The sequence below is a fragment of the Methylolobus aquaticus genome (genome assembly GCF_054172105.1).
Map to the genome: position 1 here is coordinate 1 of NZ_JBSYXP010000004.1, position 20,815 is coordinate 20,815.

The 20,815-nt window shown below is 60.8% G+C and carries 18 protein-coding genes; 11 read left to right on the forward strand and 7 right to left on the reverse strand.

The window, feature by feature from the left end; genetic code table 11:
• The first annotated feature begins 246 nt into the window (after nt 1-246).
• The 4 genes from ACW73L_RS06035 to ACW73L_RS06050 all read left to right on the forward strand — a co-directional run bounded on the left by ACW73L_RS06035 (nt 247) and on the right by ACW73L_RS06050 (nt 4,168).
• Nucleotides 247-654, forward strand: coding sequence for a hypothetical protein (locus tag ACW73L_RS06035; protein ID WP_498920714.1), 408 nt, complete (start codon nt 247-249; stop codon nt 652-654).
• A 797-nt stretch (nt 655-1,451) separates the two neighbouring features.
• Nucleotides 1,452-1,661, forward strand: a complete 210-nt coding sequence (locus tag ACW73L_RS06040; RefSeq protein ID WP_498920715.1) for a hypothetical protein — start codon at nt 1,452-1,454, stop codon at nt 1,659-1,661.
• A 748-nt stretch (nt 1,662-2,409) separates the two neighbouring features.
• Nucleotides 2,410-2,907 carry a hypothetical protein gene (locus ACW73L_RS06045; RefSeq protein WP_498920716.1) on the forward strand — a complete coding sequence of 166 codons (498 nt, stop codon included), beginning with the start codon at nt 2,410-2,412 and terminating at the stop codon, nt 2,905-2,907.
• 628 nt (nt 2,908-3,535) lie between these two features.
• Nucleotides 3,536-4,168 (forward strand): CBS domain-containing protein, encoded by a 633-nt coding sequence (locus ACW73L_RS06050; protein WP_498920717.1) that lies wholly within the window; start codon nt 3,536-3,538, stop codon nt 4,166-4,168.
• A 509-nt stretch (nt 4,169-4,677) separates the two neighbouring features.
• On the opposite strand, the gene fae is transcribed toward ACW73L_RS06050, so the two are convergent.
• Both fae and ACW73L_RS06060 read right to left on the reverse strand, forming a co-directional pair.
• Nucleotides 4,678-5,196 carry a formaldehyde-activating enzyme gene (gene fae / locus ACW73L_RS06055; RefSeq protein ID WP_498920719.1) on the reverse strand — a complete coding sequence of 173 codons (519 nt, stop codon included), beginning with the start codon at nt 5,194-5,196 and terminating at the stop codon, nt 4,678-4,680.
• 395 nt (nt 5,197-5,591) lie between these two features.
• Entirely contained in the window at nt 5,592-5,774 is a 183-nt protein-coding gene (locus ACW73L_RS06060) for a hypothetical protein (protein WP_498920720.1), read from the reverse strand.
• A 620-nt stretch (nt 5,775-6,394) separates the two neighbouring features.
• Here ACW73L_RS06060 and ACW73L_RS06065 point away from each other — a divergent pair.
• Together ACW73L_RS06065 and ACW73L_RS06070 are read left to right on the forward strand one after the other, a co-directional pair.
• Nucleotides 6,395-8,335, forward strand: coding sequence for an aconitate hydratase (locus ACW73L_RS06065; protein WP_498920722.1), 1,941 nt, complete (start codon nt 6,395-6,397; stop codon nt 8,333-8,335).
• Between the two features lie 775 nt (nt 8,336-9,110).
• Nucleotides 9,111-9,449, forward strand: coding sequence for an H-NS histone family protein (locus ACW73L_RS06070; RefSeq protein ID WP_498920723.1), 339 nt, complete (start codon nt 9,111-9,113; stop codon nt 9,447-9,449).
• A gap of 67 nt (nt 9,450-9,516) precedes the next feature.
• Here the strand turns inward: ACW73L_RS06070 and ACW73L_RS06075 are convergent, their stop codons facing one another.
• The 5 genes from ACW73L_RS06075 to bfr all read right to left on the reverse strand — a co-directional run bounded on the left by ACW73L_RS06075 (nt 9,517) and on the right by bfr (nt 14,584).
• Nucleotides 9,517-10,407 carry a carbon-nitrogen hydrolase gene (locus tag ACW73L_RS06075; protein ID WP_498920724.1) on the reverse strand — a complete coding sequence of 297 codons (891 nt, stop codon included), beginning with the start codon at nt 10,405-10,407 and terminating at the stop codon, nt 9,517-9,519.
• Nucleotides 10,404-11,450, reverse strand: coding sequence for an agmatine deiminase family protein (locus ACW73L_RS06080; protein ID WP_498920726.1), 1,047 nt, complete (start codon nt 11,448-11,450; stop codon nt 10,404-10,406). The genes ACW73L_RS06075 and ACW73L_RS06080 overlap by 4 nt, the downstream gene beginning before the upstream one ends.
• A gap of 73 nt (nt 11,451-11,523) precedes the next feature.
• The gene (gene recN, locus ACW73L_RS06085) at nt 11,524-13,200 is read right to left on the reverse strand and encodes a DNA repair protein RecN (protein ID WP_498920727.1); all 1,677 of its coding nucleotides are present in this window, start codon (nt 13,198-13,200) and stop codon (nt 11,524-11,526) included.
• A 3-nt stretch (nt 13,201-13,203) separates the two neighbouring features.
• Nucleotides 13,204-14,085 carry an NAD(+) kinase gene (locus ACW73L_RS06090; protein ID WP_498920729.1) on the reverse strand — a complete coding sequence of 294 codons (882 nt, stop codon included), beginning with the start codon at nt 14,083-14,085 and terminating at the stop codon, nt 13,204-13,206.
• Between the two features lie 34 nt (nt 14,086-14,119).
• Nucleotides 14,120-14,584, reverse strand: a complete 465-nt coding sequence (gene bfr / locus ACW73L_RS06095) for a bacterioferritin (protein WP_129884001.1) — start codon at nt 14,582-14,584, stop codon at nt 14,120-14,122.
• A 176-nt stretch (nt 14,585-14,760) separates the two neighbouring features.
• Between bfr and hrcA the strand changes: the two genes are divergently transcribed.
• The 5 genes from hrcA to dapB all read left to right on the forward strand — a co-directional run bounded on the left by hrcA (nt 14,761) and on the right by dapB (nt 20,708).
• Nucleotides 14,761-15,807 (forward strand): heat-inducible transcriptional repressor HrcA, encoded by a 1,047-nt coding sequence (gene hrcA, locus ACW73L_RS06100; RefSeq protein ID WP_498920731.1) that lies wholly within the window; start codon nt 14,761-14,763, stop codon nt 15,805-15,807.
• A gap of 121 nt (nt 15,808-15,928) precedes the next feature.
• On the forward strand, nt 15,929-16,537 hold the full coding sequence (gene grpE / locus ACW73L_RS06105; RefSeq protein WP_498920732.1) for a nucleotide exchange factor GrpE: 609 nt from the start codon (nt 15,929-15,931) through the stop codon (nt 16,535-16,537).
• Nucleotides 16,538-16,618: 81 nt separating this feature from the next.
• Nucleotides 16,619-18,559: a molecular chaperone DnaK gene (gene dnaK / locus ACW73L_RS06110; RefSeq protein WP_498920733.1), complete on the forward strand. Its 1,941-nt coding sequence runs from the start codon at nt 16,619-16,621 to the stop codon at nt 18,557-18,559.
• A 76-nt stretch (nt 18,560-18,635) separates the two neighbouring features.
• The gene (gene dnaJ / locus ACW73L_RS06115; RefSeq protein WP_498920735.1) at nt 18,636-19,775 is read left to right on the forward strand and encodes a molecular chaperone DnaJ; all 1,140 of its coding nucleotides are present in this window, start codon (nt 18,636-18,638) and stop codon (nt 19,773-19,775) included.
• 120 nt (nt 19,776-19,895) lie between these two features.
• Nucleotides 19,896-20,708, forward strand: coding sequence for a 4-hydroxy-tetrahydrodipicolinate reductase (dapB, locus tag ACW73L_RS06120; protein ID WP_498920737.1), 813 nt, complete (start codon nt 19,896-19,898; stop codon nt 20,706-20,708).
• Nucleotides 20,709-20,815: the final 107 nt, after the last annotated feature.

The following is a 20,815-nucleotide window of genomic DNA, read 5'->3' on the forward strand; positions in this document are numbered from 1 at the left end:
GTAGATACCGTATTTTACCCCGTCCAGAACGCCGGAGCCCCCGCCACACAACGCCTTCGGAGTTTTTCACCAGCCTGCTAGCCGGCTCTGGCTTGATCTCTGCCGCTTTGTCCCACGACTGCTCACGGTGCTCCGCCTCCGTGCGCTTACGAATCCCATATTACTTCCTCGGCTGCTAGGCTGGTCGGAGGTTCACGCCGAATCTCGTTTCGCATCGGTCAAATCAGCTGTATTCGGAGGCATTGCGTGATTAGGGTGAAGGACATTGCACGGCATCAGTGGGCGGAATTTTGCGATGAGTTCAGTCTGGAACACCATGGCTGTCTGGTCGCGACGTCCGTCATCGAGCAGGAGGCACCTCTGTCGCCAGGTGAGACCGAGCATCCCCACGCACACCTGACGGCGCGGGACTTTCCCTTTGCGGGACTGCATGTTCTGCCGAATGGTCGCGGCCTGGAACTGTCGCTCGGGGACGGTAAGCTTCACATCCATGAGTTGATCTCCGAGGTGTCAGGTCTCCATCTGCTGGAAACGGCCGAAGGCTTGCACACGGGCTTGAGGATCGACAAGCGGAATGGCGGCAGTGTCTTGCTGAGCTTTCGTTTTCCCGCGCGTCCCGAGACTTTGAAACCGCTCGGGGTTGCGGCGGTGTGAACGGGCATTGTGACCGAGGGGATGTGGCATGACTCCGCTGACCGAACGAAAGGGGCGGGGAACGCCCGCGTGACAGGGCGGCACATCATCAATCCCAGAGCGGTATGACCGCAGTCCCATCATCCACGAGTCGGTCGCGCCGCTTCGCACGCCACGCAGCGATCGCCAGGCCTTGCCGACGGTGGTCTCGCATCCGTATTCAGACGGATAGTCTGCGGTGACCCTCGGCGCTAGCGTGACCACGGTAACCTGGGTGGATAGCAACAAGCGATGCCTCGAACTTGCTGGACGAGTTGATTCGGGAATGCTGCCACCCTCATGTAGCCTGAACCGCGTATTCGATACAGCATATGGCTGTTGGGCCCCAAATGATTCCCCGGCGCGACCTACCCGGGTTCCGCCCCCGAGAGTCAAGGACAAGCTGTCGTTGAGGGCGTCTTAGCGCGGTCAGCGATTCCGTACGAGAAAAAAGCGCGGACCGTGGAATGCATAGGCAAACTTCACAAAATCAGTCAGATCAGCACATCACTTTATCGAGACGGGCAAACTCGACATGTACGAGGCCCAAACCAGTTGCGATGGTGGCTCGAACCCCAGACCCGTGCCAGGCTCGAGGGTGGGAAATAGAGTCCATTCAGGCGGTTCAAGACCGGCTCGAATTACTATTGGTATTGGAGGTGCCCTGTGAGGTCAGGGTCGCCATTCCTTCGGGGTATGCGAATCTGGGGCGTGAAATCCGGCGCTCCCAACGTCAACAAGGCCTGTTCAGCCTTATCGGCGAATGCTTTAGTTTCCACATGAATGAGCAAGGCCTGGAAGCCGCTTACGTGGCAACGGGCCAGCCCGGTGATGGAGCGTCCAATGTGCTGGAACTCCGGGGTTCTGACGGCCGGATCTGCGCCACGATCGTGTGTCCACTCGCCAGTCTTGCGGCGACGTGGTGTGACGTCTGGGACAGCCTCATCTATGCGGGCCGGATCAGGTCGCTAGAAACCACACGCGGATAGATCGAGTATCGGTGAGATGGAATCGAAAACGCGTCGTTCTCCTTCATTCGGCCAGCAGGGTGATGACGGTTTATCAGCGTTTTCTGCGCGCTCTTGATGCTTGCGCTAAATACTTATGGCGAGGGTCGGCGTGTGTCACTGAAGTCCCTGATACCTACTGGAACCAAACTCTGGTTAGATTCCATCGCTCCGGAATGGGGCGAATGACACCGCGTTCCCGGCTCGACGTCGAATCCCATCACCAACATGGAGGCGAAGGGGGCTGAACCAACGCTTCCGGAGCCACAAGGGAATACCGGTGTAACACGAGATCATGCTTGCGAGCAGCGGTACCGAGAAAGCGTGCCATTCGCCAGAGAAAGCATGTTGCGGCACTCGCGGGCAATGATTGTGCCTGTCTCCTTGTCACGCAGAGTGGCAACAGGCGCGCGAATGAGCTGGGTTAACGGAGCGATCAATCACGCTGATCGCCGTGTTGATCGCCGCAGCTGCCCTCCGCAAGTCCAACGCCGACATCTTGGCGCTCAGTATTCGTACGGACGTGCTCAACCGGAGGGGCTTCGCGAAACCAGCCGATGGAATTTCAGGTCAAATAAGCAAGGCCGCGAAACCATCATGATTTCTGTAGGCCTCAGGGCCTGCGCGCCTTCCAACTCCGTCGCATAGATAGGGTATAGAACATACGCAATCCGGTCAATCCGGTGAACCGGCCCTCGCCCGTTATAACCTCTGAACGGAGGACAACACGATGGCTACCCAAACCAGTCAAGATATCGGTTCAGTAGTAGCCCACAGATGTCCATTAAATTCACTACTGGCCTGTCTGACCGCGCTCGGCATGTACAGCCAAGCGGAAGCAATATCGCTGCAAACACAGGGTAGGGTCTCCTACGTCAGCGGCGGTGTTGGTCAGGATGAGGTTTGCCAGATCAAGGGCATGAAAGCTGCGTTCAATCTGCATCTACTTTTCGCGGAGACACCTGCCAGTCAATTTTTGGCGGATATCCCGGTCAGGATAATAAGTCAGGATGGTGCTACGGTGCTCGACACGCGCTCTGAAGGTCCGTATCTGTATGCACACCTGGCGCCCGGCAGGTATAAGATCGTTGCCGAAAACGGTGATCGAATACAGACACGGCAAGTGCGCATTCTCTCGCAGATGCGGCCCACCGCGGTAAGCTTCTTGTGGAAGAGCACCGAGCCGCGATCATCACGGATCCGTGTCGACTCGCTTCCGCATTGCTGACGCGCGCCTGAGCAGTCGGCGGTCTGCTCTTTGTCCTTTAGGGATCCGATGTCGAAAGTACAGCGGTTCGAACACGGTGGGTAGTTGCGGCGAGGTTTATGAATCGCTGTCTTTGGGCATCGGCGGCGCAGGGTTGGAAGACCCCGCAGTGTTGAGACGAGCGCTTGATCGGGGCACTGGCTACACACGGCCGTTTCCGTGTATTCGAGCCTTGAGGCCTCAACTGAACTCTACTCGGTCCGGCGTATGGCCTTCCATACATCGAACGTGTTCCCATGCACGCGCCTGCGCTCACACCCCGTTTGACCGCATCAACCGTGTTGGCACTGGGGCCTGAGATATTCGGCTGGGGAAAGGTTTCGCCGAATTCGAGCGAAAAAGGCGGCCCTGCGCTAGACGGGTACAGGTTCCGGCCTTCGAAACCGCGAGGCATTTAACGGCGAAGGAACCAGCGGGTTTCCTCGCCTGGGGCCTATGCGTAAGGATACGGAGCTGAAGCTGGTGCGACTATCCCTGGTGGTACTTAGTCGCTGTCACTGTGTGCTCTGGCAAAATGCTGACGTGAGTGGCACGGCGGACCTCATCCGCCCCATGCGCAACCCGGGGCGCTACCTAAGTGGATATACGAATGGCACAACGCTTCCGGATACTCGAACATATCCTCGCCAAAAAGCAGAACCTGGAAGGGGCTTCCCTGAAATGTCGCGGGGCCACATCAAGTGGCCGGACATTTTTGGCGTCCAAACCATTGGATCGAGATAGACGAGGTAACGCTGTGCGTATAGATCAGATCATGAGCAAGCGAGTCCATACCTGCCAGCCAGACGACTCCTTGGAGCGTGCCGCGCAGTTAATGTGGGATTTTGACTGTGGGGCTGTTGCGGTATGTACCGGCAATGGCGCAAGCCAGACGGTGGGCATTGTCACTGATCGCGATATCGCGATGTCCGCCCTGCTCAAGGGCCAGCCCCTTCGCGATTTATATGTCAAGGATACGATGTCGCGTGACGTCTTGACGTGCCGTCCGGATGACTCACTCGCTGAGGCGGAACAACGGATGCGATCGGGGCAGGTCCGAAGACTTCCGGTCGTAAACGACCAAGGCGCTGTCATCGGCATGATCTCACTCGCCGACTTGGCCCAAGAGGCAATGCGAGAGTGCGGTGAGCAAAGCAAGGAAATCACCGAGAATGAGGTCGGCGATACGCTCGCAGCGATCTGTGCGCCTCGTACCCAGGAGTCCCCGATCACCGACGCGTGATGGTCAGAGCATTGCCCTCCGCGACCGGTTGATCAGACCGGAGTGGGTGGACTCGCGCCCGCCCGTCAGCGGTGTTGCGCGGTCGCTTCGGGATCAGATGTGGTCATGGCCGTCGCTCCGTCGCGGACGCTCGCTTAACTCCTGTATTAGCTGTCAGGGTACACGCTGAATCGACGTAATCCCAAGTGTTCCATGACAACGTAAATTCGCTCTTGTTTGCCCGTGAAGTCCGCTCCGTTCAATAGGTCAGCCCAGCAGTCGATCGGTAACGCCGCAGTATCTGTCAGGTGCGCCGCGATCATCAGAGGATGCCGTTTCAGTCGGGCAATAAGACTTCGCGTCATTCGCGGTCGCTCGAAATCAGATAGGTTGCGCTGCGTAGTAGCCCTGCGCCTTCCTTTCGGCTGGGCGCTGGGCGTATCGTGTGCTCGCAGGAGCGCTTGCGAACCGATGGGGACCGCGCCATACCAACTTCTGATTTCGGCCCGACGCTCCAGATTCCACAGGAGCTAGTCATGTGCAGCCAATGGGTGGTGCATGATGTCTTCCTGCGCAATCACGTCGGCGACGGTCGGTTCCCCGGCCAGCGCGCGAGCGATCGCCAACTTGGTCGCCTGATAGTTCCAGTCCTGGATCTTGTTGTTTTCCTTCCCGTCCCAGTGAATGAATACCCCGATACAGATGAATACGTGATCGGCCTCATCTCTGGGGATGATGCCCTCCTTGACCGAGTCCACCACCGCCTTGGCGATGCCTCGCTCGGCGGGCCCGAACATCTGCGTGACTTGCCGCTCGTCCTTGATCTCAAGCTTGTTGAACATCACCGTCGCAGGCTTCGCCATCAGGTTCGGTGCAACCAGGGCCAACAGCGCACTGTCGCCTCGTTTCTGGTTGGTCAAGGCGGTACAGAAGGCGATTTCGGCTGCGCTACCGCGCGGTCCCATGATCAGTTCGATATGTGCGACTTCGTTCCCTTCGCCGGCCAGGGCTTCCGCTACCAGGACGTGATTGATCTTGTAACCGTTCATTGCCTTTCTCCTATCCAAGCTGTCAGAGCACCGCGCCAGTCCGGGAGCGGATCGGTGCAGGCGCCAGCGGCAGACAGCCCACGTTCCTGATTTATGCCGTCACGGTTCTGGTTCACCCCCGAACATCGCGGGCGGTCCAAGCCGCGGGCCGCGCGATCGCGACGCGCGAGCCGGTCACTGGTTGCCAGTTCGAGCCAATAGATCGGGCCGGCTTCGACGGCAATCTGTACAACCCCCCCAGTAGCCGTACGGATGATCTGTGTTCCTTGGGCCTGCTATGGTCTGACGAGTGGCTGGTTCCGGGGCATATGACGTCGCGACCTGGCGCTTGCCCGTATTCGTCCGCGCCGCTTATCGCTCTCGATATCCTGGACCAGGATGCCAACCGTCTCTGGTCATTTCGGGCTGGAGACACGCAAGGAAGCATGCGCCAAGTTGGCGGCCCGCCCCAGTGCGTTCTGAATGCCGGACTGATGCATTTCCCAGAAGTGCACGGGCGTCAGTTGGCAGTCAAGGAGCAAGGTACCGATCTCCGCGGTGGCGACCAGGCTGTCGAATGCAGCGTTCGCGCGGCTCAATTCGGCGACTCGTTCGCGACCTTCCCGGATGAGTGCCGTGAGCCTTTCGTTCGCTGTCTGGAACTCTGTCCGGCTCGCCTTCCGAGTCGCCTCCTGGGGTGCCATCGATGATTCGCCTGTGCGATGGACACGCCCTGAATTTCACACTGCCTCCGACGCCTTCGGAATATGGATGAGACGGCGAGACCCTGACGGTTCCGTCGACAGGTATCGTTCGTCAGCGAGTGTGTTGCCAAACCTGTGCTTCTTTCGGGCAGACGGGTGGGACCTCGCGGCGGACTGTATTGGCGCCGCCCGGCCCCGAATTGCAGGTTGGTGGTTGCTGCAGGGCCAAGTCGGTTCCCGGCCGCTATCCGACAAGCATTGCGCCGTGACTATCCGTGCTGTCACGTACGTGCTGCCCGTAACCGGCGAGCGAAGGGGCGGGTTCTGGGCTCCAGCGCCTTGGGCTGGACGGGTTGCGACGAGGCACATCGCTTGCCGGGAACCGTCGGTACCGAGGGGGCAATCCTACGTAGTCAGGCTGATGGTTAGGGACGTCACGTTCGGCTATAAGGGTCAAAGCCCTTGAAGCAACCGCTCGGAACTCGACTGCGCGGCCCTTTCGCCGAGGGACGAACATGAAGCAGAACGTCGCCCAACAGTTGATTTCGAATCACCTGATTTCCGGTTGTCTGGCAGAGGGCGAGGAGATCGCCCTGAGCATCGATCAGACCCTGGCACAGGATGCAACCGGCACGCTGGCCATGCTCGAGTTCGCGGCCATGAACGTTCCGCGGGTCCGCACTGAGCTCTCGGTGCAATACATCGATCATAACCTGCTTCAGGAAGACTATCGGAACCCGGACGATCATCTGTTTCTGTACAGCGCGTGCCGGCGGTTCGGTCTGTGGTACAGCCGTCCCGGTAACGGTGTCAGCCACCCCGTCCACATGGAACGGTTCGGTGCGCCCGGAAAGAGCTTGCTCGGATGCGATAGTCACACCTGCGCGGCCGGTGCGCTGGGCATGCTGGCGTTCGGTGCCGGGGGAGTGGAGGTCGCCATGGCCATGGCCGGTGAACCGTTTCATCTGCGCATGCCGCGCAGCTGGGGTGTTAGGCTGCACGGGACGCTGCCAGCCTGGGTCAGTGCCAAGGATGTGATTCTGGAAATGCTTCGCCGGCATGGGGTCAGCGGCGGCCGTGGCCGGATCATCGAATACTATGGGCCGGGTCTCGAACGCTTGACCGCCATGGATCGGCACGTGATCGCCAACATGGGCGCGGAACTCGGCGCGACCACAACGGTGTTTCCGGCCGACACAGCGATACGGGTCTTTCTGAGGGCGCAGGGACGGGAGGCAGCGTTTCGCGAGATTCTGTCGGATCCTGGTGCGACCTATGACGAGCACGATGAGATCGACCTGACGAGTCTGGAGCCGCTGATCGCGTTGCCCGGGAGTCCGGGCAACGTGGTCCCGGTAAGGGAAGTGGCGGGCAGGGAGATCTACCAGGCCTACATCGGATCGTCCGCTAATCCCGGTTTGCGTGACTTCGCGATTCCCGCACGGATGGTCGACGGCAGACAGGTGCATCCGCGGGTTTCCTTCGACGTAAATCCGACCTCGCGCCAGATTCTGGAAAACATGATCGAACTCGGGTTACTGGGCAGGCTGGTGCGGGCCGGTGCGAGGCTCCATCAGGCCGGCTGCAATGGCTGCATCGGCATGGGCCAGGCGCCGGCAACCGACCGCATCAGCCTTCGTACCGTACCCCGCAACTTCCCGGGGCGATCGGGTACTCGAGACGATCATGTCTATTTGTGCAGCCCGGAGACGGCCACGGCGTCGGCCCTGACCGGGGTGATCACCGATCCGCGAACGCTCGAGATGGTGTATCCCGCGTTCGAGGAACCGGACAGGCCCCTGATCAACACGGCGATGCTGGTGGAGCCGGACCCTCGAGAACTCGGGACGCCGTTGGAGCTAGGTCCCAACATCCAGCCGCTGCCCGTTCTCGAGCCTCTTCCGGATTGCCTGGAAGGGCCTGTGTTGCTGAAGGTTGCCGATGACATATCCACGGACGAGATCCTGCCGGCCGGTGCCAAGGCTCTGCCGTACCGCAGCAACATCCAGAAGATCAGCGAGTTCGTGTTCGCCCCGATCGACCGAGGCTTCCATAAGCGAGCGCTTCCGCATCGCGACTCGGGCTTCTTCGTGATCGCCGGCGACAACTACGGTCAGGGATCCAGCCGCGAGCATGCCGCGCTCGCGCCGCGCTATCTGGGACTCCGCGCGGTCATCGCCAAGGGCTTCGCGCGAATCCATCGGGACAACCTGGTGAATTTCGGCGTGCTGCCTCTGCGCTTCATCTACGCCGCCGATGCCTATGACGTCCGACCCGGCGACACGTTGCGGATCAAAGGGGTGCGCGCCGAATTGGAACGGCATGCGCCGATCACGGTGGAAAACCTCAGCCGACAGGCCCACTTTCAGGTTCTCCACGAACTCAGTGATCGGGAGGTCCGGGTAGTGTTGGCGGGCGGCCTGATCAACTGGGTCAGCCACGAACGAGGTCAGTAGCCCTTACGTCGTCATACCGGCGCATCGGGTGAGTTGTTCGAAACGCGCAGGCGGCTGGGCCAGCGGGCGGCAGAGGCTGGCGGATTGCCGATGCGCCGGCTGGGGCCCACGCCAGCGCGCTGATCTATTCGCTGGTCGAAACCGTCAAAGCCAACGGCGTCGAACCTACCTGTGGCTGCACCCTGTCTTGCGCCGCTTGCCCACCGCACCACTGCCGAACACGTCGAAGCCCAGCTATCCTGGCATTGCCGACCCGCGGATTTGATCACCACCTGATCCGCACCGAATACCTGGGGTTTGTGGAGCGCTGACAAGCAAACCACGATCGGCAAATCGCCGAGCAGGCGGCTACCTTAGCCTGACCTAATTAACCCGCCTCCACGATTCCCAGGGTGGTTTAGTGCATCGGGGGGATCGGGGGTCACTCCTGCTCGTCGACAGCGTTGGTATGTTCCGGGCTGTTGCCTTCAGTGGCGGCATGCTAGCAAGCCGGGCTGGGGAATGAGGTTAAACTTAGCTTGCCTAATTCTTGACGAACTGCTTCTATCCAATCCGCAGTCTTCGGTACAGGAACGCTTTCAACAATTGGGCGAGGCCGGATTCTCCGGCATTCGGTTTGTTGAAGCGGGAAAAGTAACATACCCTAGTTGAAGTTCTTTCCACGCAACTATACCATTCGCTCACAGCTACTCTGTAGGGTCTTGCTGTTTTTTTGGTATCGATCGCTTCTTGAAGAACTCGGGCGAGACAGGCCAAAAGAAATTTCAATTTAACCGTGAGAGAAGCGATGAGTAAAAAATACGTCGAAATGACCGAAAGGGAATTGGAATCGATGATCGAGGAAGCCACGCGGGCTCTGAAGGAGAAGCAGCAAGGAAAGCGGAAGGAGGTTTTGAGTCAGATGAAGCAGCTTGCGGCCTCGATCGGTGTTGCCGTGGAGATAATCGACGGGCCCTCTGCCGCTCCTGGGCGCAAGGGCCGCAAGGTTCCAATCAAATATCGGAATCCAGACAATGTTGCCGAGCAATGGAGCGGCCGGGGTGTGAAACCCAAGTGGCTGCAACAGTTGTTGGCCCATGGGCGAAAGTTGGAAGAGTTCGAAGTGGCGTCGTAGCGAAAGCGACTCATGCCGTGTGACGGTTCAAGGGTTCCGGGGGCACGGGGCGCGTTTCCGAGAGACCTCAGTCTCTGAAACGCTTTAGGATGTCACCATAGGCATCAATGCGGCGGTCCCGGAGGAATGGCCAAATCCGTCGTACGGATTCCGAGCGCATCCGGTCGATTTCGACCCGCAGGACCTGCGGTCCTGTGTCATCGGCGCGGCTGAGCACTTCCCCTTGAGGGCCGGCAACGAAACTGTTACCCCAAAAGCGGATGCCCGGTGTTGTGCCACTGGGGTCCATTTCCTGACCAATGCGGTTGCAAGCGGCCACCGGAATACCGTTTGCAACGGCATGCCCGCGCTGTACCGTGACCCAGGCTTCAAGTTGGCGTTCCCTTTCCTTGGGTTCATCCAGCGGATTCCAGCCGATTGCAGTGGGATATAGCAGGATGTCGGCTCCTGCGAGTGCCATGAGTCGCGCGGCTTCCGGGTACCACTGATCCCAGCAGACCAATATCCCGAGTCGGCCGACGGAGGTATCGATCGGCGTGAAGCCCAGGTCGCCTGGCGTGAAGTAAAACTTCTCGTAGTAACCAGGGTCATCTGGAATATGCATTTTTCTATATTTGCCGGCGAGCGTTCCATCGGCATCTAGAACTATGGCGGTATTGTGATATAAGCCGGCGGCGCGCCGCTCGAACAGGGATCCGACGATCACGACGCCGAGTTCTTTTGCCGCCGCGGCGAGCTTTTCGGTGGTTGGCCCGGGAATCGGTTCAGCCAGGTCGAATTCAGTGGTGTTTTCTGTTTGACAAAAATAAGGTCCGAGATGAAGTTCCGGCAGCAGGATTAGCTTGGCTCCCAGCGCTGCAGCCTCGCGGATACCGGCAAGCGAGGCGGCGAGATTGGTGGCAGGGTCGGAAGCATTGCAACCCTGCTGTACGAGGCCCAAAATCACGGTGTCTTTCATGGCGAGGTCAGTGAAAAGGTTTTCGGAAACTGCATGGTCATGCAATGCAGGCTCCCATATTGTCGGATCAGGATGCGGCAGTCGATCGGCACGATTTCGCGTCCGGGGAAGGAGCGGTCAAGGCGCTCTATCGCAAGCGCATCATTCGCATCACCATAGATCGGCACCAGTACGGCCTCGTTGATGATCAGAAAGTTCGCGTAGGTGGCCGGCAGACGGGTTCCATCCGGCGCGAGAATCGGTTGCGGGATCGGCAGGGGGATTAGACGATAGGGTAGGCCGGTTCGGGTCCGGAAGGAACGCAGTTCCTCGGCCATCGCGGACAGGCTCGCATAATGCGGATCGCCAGGGTCGTCGCAAGCCGTGAACGCGATCGTGTGTTCGTCACAGAAACGTGCCAGCGTGTCGACATGCGCGTCGGTGTCGTCACCCGCGACGTGACCGTGGTCGAGCCAGAGCAGTCGGTCAATGCCGAGGCGCTCTGTCAGTTCCGCCTCGATTGCGCCGGCCGAAAGATCCGGATTTCGGTTCGGGTTGCTCAGACAGAAGCGCGTGGTCAGAAGTGTGCCCGCGCCGTCGGTCTCGATGCTGCCGCCTTCGAGCACCATGGGGCTCGCCTCGGTGCCCACACCGCAAAAAACGCCGGCCTGAACGACGCCGCTGCCGAATGCTGCGTCATTGGCGCAGTCGTACTTCCCTCCCCATCCGTTGAAGCGGAAATTGAGTAGGATTGGTCCTGCGCTCGTTTCGATGCTTAGCGGGGCGGTATCGCGAACCCAGATGTCGTCATACGGTACATCGACGAATCGGACGCGCGAGGTCACTCCTTGCGACGCTTCGATTCGATCGCGTATCGGCGCCTGCAGCGTGGGATCAGAGCAGGCGATCAGAACGATTTCGCGCCGGCTGATGGCGGTGGCGATATGGACATAGGTTTCGACTGCTTCGTCGAGGCAGTCGGCGAAGGCGCCGTCCCTGGTCGGCCAGGCGATCAGGACGGCGCTTTGCTCGGCCCATTCGGGCGGAAAATGGCGATGGGTCACGGGTTCCCTCAGTTCGTTCTTGGCTTCTGGATGAGCGTGGTGGCGCGGCGGGCGAGAAGCGCTGCTCCGACTTTCAGGAGAGGGCTTGCGCCAGCATCTCCTCGGCGTGTGCAAGCGTCTGTTCGGTGATTCGGACGCCGCCCAGCATGCGGGCGATTTCCCGGGTTCTTTCGGTCGGGCAGATTGGACTGACGATGGTTTGCGTGACATCGTTCTGGGTCGACTTCGCGACCAGCAGATGGTTGTGGCCCTGGGCCGCGACTTGTGGCAGATGGGTTACGCACAACACCTGCCGATCGGCGGCCAGCAACCGCAGCTTCTGGCCGACGATCTCCGCGACACCGCCCCCGATGCCGGTGTCGACCTCGTCGAAGATCAGAGTCGGTGTGGACTTGTAGGCCATCGCGCTGACCTGTATTGCCAGGCTGATACGGGACAGTTCGCCGCCCGATGCCACTTTGCCGATGGGACGCGCCGGCAGGCCGGGGTTGGCCGTAACCGAAAACTCGATCCGATCCATTCCATGGGGCCCCATTTCGGAGTCATCCGACGGTTGAACGGAAATTCGAAACTCGCCATAGGGCATGCCGAGTTCACGGATCACAGCCGTAATCCGCGTGCTGAGCTGCGCGGCGCCGATGTTCCGCTGCTCAGACAAGCGACGGGCCGATACCTGGTAACGTTCCAGCGTATCCTGTACTGCGCGCTCCAGCTCCGCAACCTGCTCCTCGCTGCGGCCGAGGCTCTCCAGCTCGGCGCTCAGTGCCGCATACTGCGGTCCCAGCTCGGCCGGCGTCACCTGATGTTTGCGGGCCAGGCGATTCAGATCGCCGATGCGCTCTTCCAGCCATTCAAGCCGCTTTGGATCCGACTCCAGCCGGTCGACATGATGACGGATCGATGCGGCCGCTTCCTTGATCTGGATCTGCGCTTCCAGAAGCATCGGCATGACCTCGCCCAGTTCCGGGCACAGCGCGCCGAGCTCCTTCATTGACGTAACGGCCTGCGCCAGAAGCCGGTTGGCCGAACCGGTTTCGTCGTCGTACAGCAGGTCCAGCTGCTGCTGGCTCAGTGCCAGAATGCGTCCGATGTTGGCCAGCCGCGAGTGTTCGGCGAGCACTTGCTCGTAGTCGGCGGAGCAGACCTCATGGCGTTCCAGTTCCTCGACCTGATAGCGCAGCAGTTCCTCACGCGCGGCCCGCTGCGCCGACGTCTGGCGACGCTGCGTGAGCTGGTCCTGCAGCGTCCGCCAGCGTTCGTAAAGTTCGCCCACCTCGCCGACCAGAGCGAGCGTTCCTGATGACTCGTCGAGGAGTCGTCGCTGTTCCCGAGCCTGCAGCAAGGCCAGATGAGCGTGTTGCCCATGGATCTCGACCAGTAGTGAACTGAACTCCTGCAGTTGCTGCAGCGTCACCGGCCGGCCATTGATATAGGCCTTGGATCGGCCGTCACTACCGATGGTGCGGCGTATGAAGCATGAGTCGAGATCGTCGACCAGTTCGTGTTCGTCCAGCCAGGCCTGGGCTGTCGCAAGGTCGGACACATCGAACTGCAGCGTGACTTCGGCCCGGCTGGCGCCCGGGCGCACCAGCCCGGAGTCCGCGCGGTCCCCGAGCGCGAGGCCCAGCGCATTGAGCAGTATCGACTTGCCGGCGCCAGTCTCGCCGGTCAGCACCGTGAAGCCGGGCGCGAGTTCCAGTTCCAGGGCTTCGACCAGAGCGAGGTCGCGTATGCTCAGGCTGGTTAGCATGGTTCAGTTGCGGTTGCCGCTGCTCCAGTTCAGCTTGGACCGGAGGATGGCAAAGAAGTCGTGGTCGACGGGATGCAGCATCCGGAAGGGGCGGTCATGCCGGGTGATGCGCAGGCGATCCGTTGCCTCGACGTCAGGGATCGAGACATTGTCGCAGTTGACCTGGGCGCGGAACTGCTTGCTGGGCCGGAAGCCGATTTCGATGAGGCTGTCGCCGCCAATGACAATGGGTCGATTGGTCAGGGTGTGCGGGTTGATCGGAGCCAGCACGAGGGCGTTCAGTCCCGGATGCAGTATCGGACCGCCCGCCGACAGGGCGTAGGCCGTCGATCCGGTCGGGGTCGAAATGATCAGCCCGTCGGAGCGCTGCGTGTTGAGGAACGCGCCGTCGATCCAGGTTTCGATCTCGATCATGCTGGTCGCGATGGCGCTGTGCACGACGATTTCGTTCACTGCGACCCGGTCGTGCACGACAGTGCCGTTGCGGGACACGCGCACGCGGAGAAGGGCACGTTCCTCGAACTGGTAGTCGCCGCCCAGAATGGCGTCGAGCCGCGTGCGCACCTCGTCCGGCGAAATATCGACGAGAAACCCGAGTCGCCCGAGGTTGACGCCGATCAAGGGAATTTCGTGGTCGACCAGGAGCCGCGCCGCTCTCAGCAGGGTGCCGTCGCCGCCGACGATGACTGCGGCGTCGCAACTTCTGCCGATTTCGTCGATGTCGCAAACGGTCGAATTACCCGACACGAAACCCGCGCAGCCGCGGTCGAGCAGAACGCGGAAACCTTGTGCGGTCAGGTGCTGGTGTATGTGTTCGAGCGTGGCCGAGATACGTTCGGCGTCCGGCTTGCCGATCAGCCCTATGGTCTTGAATTGCCGCTGCATCGGGGCGATCAGCACGAAATCGGCGACGGCCTCATCAACAGTGTGACTGCAGATAGTTCTCGAGTCCCAGCGCCGAGATCAGGCCGAGCTGTGTCTCGATCCAGTCGATGTGCTCTTCCTCGCTGCTGAGAATCTCCTGACACAGTTCCCGCGACACGAAATCCCCGACCGTCTCACACAGCGCAACCGCGTCCTTCAGCACGGTGTGCGCCTGTTGTTCCAGTTGCAGGTCCGCAGCCAGCATTTCCGGAACGTTTTCACCGATGCGCAGATGGCCGAGTTCCTGCAGGTTCGGCAGGCCCTCCAGGAAAAGGATACGTTCGATCAGTCGGTCGGCGTGCTTCATCTCGTCGATCGATTCCCGGTACTCATAGTCATTGAGCTTGTGGTAGCCCCAATTTTTCAGCATCCGCGCGTGAAGAAAATATTGATTGATGCCAATCAGTTCGTTGCCGAGGACGCGGTTCAAACAATCGATAACCTTGGGGTCGCCCTTCATGTGGTTACTCCGGAAGATCAGGGGATGAGTGGCACAACTGCACGCCTTGGGGACTTGATGCGCAGATACCGCGGCCCCGCACATCCGCGGGCTATGGTATGAGCTTATTGACACATAATCTAGGGGTTGCTACCTTTAGCACTCTCACGCCGAGAGTGCTAAAAGTCGTCCCCTGCGTGTCTAATCTACCGGAACTGAGCGATCGGGCCCAGCACCTGTTTAAGGTGTTGGTCGAACGTTATATCGACGACGGCCAGCCGGTCGGCTCGCGTGTCCTCGCGCGCGATGCCGGTCTGAATCTGAGCCCGGCAACGATACGGAACGTGATGGCTGACCTCGAGGAGCTGGGGTTGGTGACGGCGCCGCATACGTCGGCCGGGCGCATGCCGACCGTTTCGGGGTATCGATTCTTCGTCGATTCGCTGTTGACGGTGCGACCTTTGCAGCAAGAGGTGATTGCCCAGTTTCAGGGCGACCTGGAGACACAGGATACCCCGGAGGACTTGCTGGAGGCGGCCTCGAGGCTGCTATCCGACGCCACGCACATGGCCGGTCTCGTGACCGTGCCGCGGTGTGATGCGCCGACCTTTCGGCACATCGAGTTCGTGCCCTTGTCGGATCACCGCGTCCTGGTGATTCTGGTGACTAACGACCGTGAGGTGCACAACAAGATCATCCATACGGCGCGCCCGTTCAGTGCGGCGCAGCTCACGGTTGCCGCCAATTACCTCAACGCGACCTGCGCCGGGAAGGACTTGAGCGGCATCCGGGAGGGCCTGTTTCGTGACCTTCAGGAGTCGCGCGACCGGATAGGACAGGAGATGATCGACGCCGCGGAAATGGTCAAGCTCGCGCTGAATCAGGGCGGGAAGAAACGCAAGCCGTTCGTGCTGGCTGGCGAGATCAACCTGATGGAGTTTTCGGAACTGGCGAGCATGGAGCGCCTGAGAGGCCTCTTCGAGATCTTCCAGCAGAAGGAAGACATCGTGCATCTTCTGGATCGCTGTCTGGAAACGCCGGGTGTTCAGATCTTCATCGGTGAAGAGAGCGGGTGCCGCTCGCTCGAGCCGTGCAGTCTTGTTACGTCACGGTATTCGATCGACGGCCGCGTGGTCGGCGTATTGGGCGTGATCGGCCCGACGCGGATGGAATACGAGCGCGTGATCCCTCTGGTCGACATCACCGCAAGGTTGCTCGGTTTGGCGCTTTGCCGGAGATCCTAGCGCACCGGTCACCAAAGGAGCGGACCCTCGATCCCCTTCGCGGTTGCGGTCATCGCCACGCGGCAGCGCGGGCGATGTTTGCCCTGCCGCCTTGCATAAAGAGAATTCGGGAGACATTGCCATGCAACAACAAGAGATGAATCATCCAGTCGACACTGCCGAGGCTCCGGAACCGAACCTCGAAGTCACCCTCGAACCAGCCGCGTCCGTCGGCGACGCGAATGAGCCGCCTTCCATCGAGTTGATGGAGCAGCGGCTGAACGAGGCGACCAAGAAGGCGGAGGAGAACTGGGAGCGGTTCGTGCGCGCCCAGGCTGAGATGGAAAACGTTCGGCGCCGTGCCGAGAAGGATTTGCAGAACGCGCACAAGTTCGCGCTGGAGCGCTTTTCCAAGGAGTTGCTCGCGGTGGTGGATAGCCTGGAACTGGGATTGCAGGCGGCTTCCGCCTCCGACGCGAATGCCGACGGGGTGCGGGAAGGTATGGAGCTGACGTTGAAGCAGTTGGGTGCGGCGCTGGAGCGTTTCGATGTCAAGCCAGTCGATCCGCTGGGCGAGCGCTTCAATCCGGAGTTCCATCAGGCGATGGCCGCGGAACCGACGGCGGATGCCGAGCCGAACACCGTCATTCGCGTGTTCCAGAAAGGGTATCTGCTGCACGACCGTTTGCTCCGGCCTGCTCTCGTCGTTGTCGCGCAGCCGGTTCCCGTGTCGGCCGAAGGCCAGGCTTGAAATCCCGCTCGATGCACCCCAAGACCCCGGCAGTGACCGATTCACGAACTTAAACAACGAATACCGGAGCGCGTTCAAAAAATGGCAAAAATTATTGGTATCGACCTCGGCACGACCAACTCCTGTGTCGCGATCCTTGAGGTGGACAAGCCGCGGGTCATCGAGAACTCAGAGGGCGGCCGGACGACGCCGTCGGTGGTCGCCTTCACTTCGGATAGCGAAGTCCTGGTCGGCCAGTCGGCCAAACGCCAGGCCATTACGAATCCGACGAACACGCTGTTCGCGATCAAGCGACTCATTGGACGGCGCTTCAAGGACGACGTCGTGCAGAAGGACATCAAGATGGTGCCCTACAAAATCGTTGAGGCAGAGAACGGCGACGCCTGGGTCGATGCGGGCGGAAAGAAAATGGCGCCGCCGGAAGTTTCGGCGCGCGTGTTGATGAAACTCAAGAAGGACGCGGAAGCCTACCTTGGCGAGGAAATCACCGAGGCGGTCATCACGGTGCCGGCTTACTTCAATGACTCCCAGCGGCAGGCGACCAAGGACGCCGGGCGTATCGCTGGCCTCGAAGTCAAGCGCATCATCAACGAGCCGACCGCGGCAGCGCTGGCCTACGGCATGGACAAGAGCCGGGGCGACCAGAAAATCGCGGTGTACGATCTGGGCGGCGGTACCTTCGACATCTCGATCATCGAGATCGCGGAAGTGGACGGTGAGCACCAGTTCGAAGTGCTGTCGACGAACGGGGACACGTTCCTGGGAGGCGAGGATTTCGACCTTCGGATCATCGATTACATCGCCGACGAGTTCAAAAAGGAAAGCGGTATCGATCTGCACCACGATCCGCTGGCCCTACAGCGACTCAAGGAATCGGCGGAAAAGGCCAAGATCGAGCTGTCGAGCAGCCAGCAGACGGAAATCAATCTGCCCTATATAACGGCGGATGCAAGCGGCCCGAAGCATTTAAACCTGAAGCTGACGCGAGCCAAGCTCGAATCACTGGTCGAGGAGTTGATCACACGCACGAAAGGGCCGTGCCTTACCGCGCTGAAGGATGCCGGTCTGAAGGCGGCCGAGGTCGATGAAGTGATCCTGGTTGGCGGTCAGACGCGCATGCCCAAGGTGCAGGATTTCGTCCGTGAGATCTTCGGCAAGGAGCCGCGCAAGGACGTCAACCCCGACGAGGCGGTGGCCGTCGGTGCGGCGATTCAGGCCGGCGTGCTGGGCGGTCAGGTGAAGGACGTGCTACTGCTGGACGTGACCCCGTTGTCGCTGGGTATCGAGACCCTGGGCGGCGTCATGACCAAGCTGATCGAGAAGAACACGACCATCCCGACGAAGCAGCAACAGGTATTCTCGACGGCCGAGGACAGTCAGACGGCGGTGACGATCCATGTCCTGCAGGGCGAGCGCGAGATGGCCAAGGACAACAAGTCGCTCGGACGCTTCGATCTGGCCGACATCCCGCCGGCTCCGCGCGGCATTCCGCAGATTGAAGTCACGTTCGACATCGACGCCAACGGCATCCTGCACGTGTCGGCCAAGGACAAGGCGACCGGTAAGCAGCAGTCGATCCAGATTCGCGCGTCGAGCGGACTTTCCGAAGACGAGATCAAGCGAATGGTCAAGGATGCCGAATTGCATGCCGAAGACGATCGGAAGATGCACGAACTGGTGAATGCGCGTAATCACGCGGACGCGATGATCCACGCGACGAACAAGTCGCTGCACGACCTCGGCGACAAGGTCGATGCGGACGAAAAGAGCCGGATCGAGAGCGCCATTGCCGAGCTGAAGGAAGCCATCAAGGGCGATGACCATGCCTCGATCGAGAGTAAGACGCAGGCGTTGATGGAGGTATCGGGCAAACTGGCGGAGCGGGTATACGCGCAGAAGTCCGATGGCGATGCCAGCGCTGCGTCGCATGAGTCAGCGGGTTCGTCCGAGCAGACGGCGCACGCCACGGCGGATGATGTCGTGGATGCCGAGTTCGAGGAAGTGAAGGACGACAAGAAATAACCGCTCTGCCGGCCTCGATGGTCGGTAGATTCATCAGTCGATTACCGCCGGCGTAAGCCGGCGGTTGTGTTGCATCATGGCCAAAGAAGACTATTACGAATTGTTGGGGGTCGCTCGCAACGCCAGCGATAGCGATATCAAGAAAAGCTTCCGGCGGCTTGCGATGAAGTTCCATCCGGATCGCAACACCGACAACCCGAACGCCGAGGAGCAGTTCAAGAAGGTCAAGGAGGCCTACGACGTCTTGTCCGACCCGCAGAAGCGGGCCGCTTACGATCAGTTCGGACACGCCGGCGTCGATCCTTCGATGGGGGGCGCGGGTGGCTTCGGTTTCTCTGGCGACAGTTTCAGCGACATCTTCAGCGACGTCTTCGGCGACATCTTCGGCGGTGGAAAGCGCCGCGGTGGGGGAGGTAGAGCGCAGCGCGGCGCCGACCTGCGCTACAACCTCGAACTGACGCTGGAAGACGCCGTTGCGGGTACCGAGGTCAAGATTCGCGTGCCGACCTGGAACACCTGTGAGGAATGCGGTGGCAGCGGCGCCAAGAAGGGGTCGGGTCCCGTAACCTGCACGACCTGTCAGGGCCATGGCGCGATCCGGATGCAGCAGGGATTCTTCTCGGTGCAGCAGACCTGTCCGGCGTGCCGCGGCACCGGCCAGCAGATCAAGGATCCGTGTCGGTCGTGCCAGGGGCAGGGGCGCATACAGGACACCAAGACCTTGTCGGTCAAGATCCCTCCGGGCGTGGATTCCGGCGATCGCATCCGTCTCGCCGGGGAGGGGGAGGCAGGCGACCATGCGGGGCCGCCCGGCGACTTGTACGTCCAAGTCGCGGTCAAGGACCACCCGATCTTCACGCGCGACGGCGCCAATCTTTATTGTGAAGTGCCAATCAGTTTCCCGTGCGCATGTCTGGGCGGGGAGTTGGACGTACCGACGCTGGATGGCAAGGTGGTGCTGAAAATACCGCCGGAAACCCAGACTGGTAAGCTGTTCCGCCTGCGCGGCAAGGGCGTAAAGCCGGTCCGCGGCGGGCCGCAGGGCGACCTCTTGTGTCGGGTGCAGATCGAGACGCCCGTTTCTCTCGATAAGGACCAGATAGAACTAATCAGGCGTCTGGATGAGTCCTTGAGCGGCGGCGGTAGCCGCCACAGTCCGCAGGCTCACGGTTGGCTCGATGGGGTCAAGCAGTTCTTCGATAAATTGGGTTTGTAGCCGCGGCCTTCATCTGCTGCCGAGATGCTACGCGGGTAGTCGATTCCCCGCGCTCAGGCCCCTGTGGGGCAATCGGGCGATAAGTGACGGAACCGAAGTTTTTTATTCCGGGAGATCAGTGTGGCTTTACGTATTGGGATAGCCGGCGCGGCCGGCCGGATGGGCAAGAGCTTGATCGCCGCGTGCCAGGAGTCCCCCGGCCTCGTTTTGGCGGCTGCGCTGGAGCACGCGCAGAGCCCGTACCTGGGGATGGATGCCGGCGAACTCGCCGGGTTGCCAGCGGTCGGCGTTCCGGTGGCGACCGGCCTGGAGAGCGCCTGCGAACAACTCGACGTGCTGATCGATTTCACGCGGCCGGAGCCCACTCTCGGCCATGTCGCGATTTGCCGCGCTGCCGGGGTGCGCATGGTCATCGGCACGACCGGGTTTACCGCCGAGCAGCGCCAGACGATAGAGGCCGCGAGCCAGTCCATGGCCCTGGTTCTCGCCCCGAACATGAGCGTCGGCGTCAACCTCGTGCTGAAGTTGCTCGAGCTTACGGCGCGTACGATCGGCGACCAGACCGACATCGAGATCATCGAGGCGCATCACCGGCACAAGGTCGACGCGCCATCGGGCACGGCGCTGCGCATGGGCGAAGTGATCGCGGCAGCGCTCGACCGCGACCTGGCGGAGTGCGCCGTCTACGGGCGCGAAGGGACCACCGGTGCGCGCAACCCGAAAACCATCGGTTTTGCGACGATACGCGCCGGCGACATCGTCGGCGAGCACACGGTGATGTTTGCCGACGACGGTGAGCGCGTTGAAATCTCCCACAAGGCGTCCAGCCGGTTGACCTTCGCCAAGGGCGCGCTGCGCGCTGCGCAATGGGTCATGGGGCGTGAGTCCGGCCTTTACGATATGCAGGATGTACTTGGTTTGAAGTCGCTCTGACGCGGCCCTGCCGTGGACACGAGGGGGGGCGGTTGCGTAAAATTATGCGATTAAGTTCGTACGCGGATTGACGGGACGAGTCCTCCGGGCTCCTCCCGTTTTGCACG

Excerpts from the sequence above, each read along its gene's own strand:
- ACW73L_RS06090 (WP_498920729.1), bottom strand. The coding sequence starts at position 14,085 with ATGCAGCGGCAATTCAAGACCATAGGGCTGATCGGCAAGCCGGACGCC.
- ACW73L_RS06065 (WP_498920722.1), top strand. The coding sequence starts at position 6,395 with ATGAAGCAGAACGTCGCCCAACAGTTGATTTCGAATCACCTGATTTCC.
- ACW73L_RS06040 (WP_498920715.1), top strand. The coding sequence starts at position 1,452 with ATGAATGAGCAAGGCCTGGAAGCCGCTTACGTGGCAACGGGCCAGCCC.
- bfr (WP_129884001.1), bottom strand. The coding sequence starts at position 14,584 with ATGAAGGGCGACCCCAAGGTTATCGATTGTTTGAACCGCGTCCTCGGC.
- dnaJ (WP_498920735.1), top strand. The coding sequence starts at position 18,636 with ATGGCCAAAGAAGACTATTACGAATTGTTGGGGGTCGCTCGCAACGCC.
- ACW73L_RS06045 (WP_498920716.1), top strand. The coding sequence starts at position 2,410 with ATGGCTACCCAAACCAGTCAAGATATCGGTTCAGTAGTAGCCCACAGA.
- grpE (WP_498920732.1), top strand. The coding sequence starts at position 15,929 with ATGCAACAACAAGAGATGAATCATCCAGTCGACACTGCCGAGGCTCCG.
- dnaK (WP_498920733.1), top strand. The coding sequence starts at position 16,619 with ATGGCAAAAATTATTGGTATCGACCTCGGCACGACCAACTCCTGTGTC.
- ACW73L_RS06075 (WP_498920724.1), bottom strand. The coding sequence starts at position 10,407 with ATGAAAGACACCGTGATTTTGGGCCTCGTACAGCAGGGTTGCAATGCT.
- fae (WP_498920719.1), bottom strand. The coding sequence starts at position 5,196 with ATGAACGGTTACAAGATCAATCACGTCCTGGTAGCGGAAGCCCTGGCC.
- ACW73L_RS06050 (WP_498920717.1), top strand. The coding sequence starts at position 3,536 with ATGGCACAACGCTTCCGGATACTCGAACATATCCTCGCCAAAAAGCAG.
- recN (WP_498920727.1), bottom strand. The coding sequence starts at position 13,200 with ATGCTAACCAGCCTGAGCATACGCGACCTCGCTCTGGTCGAAGCCCTG.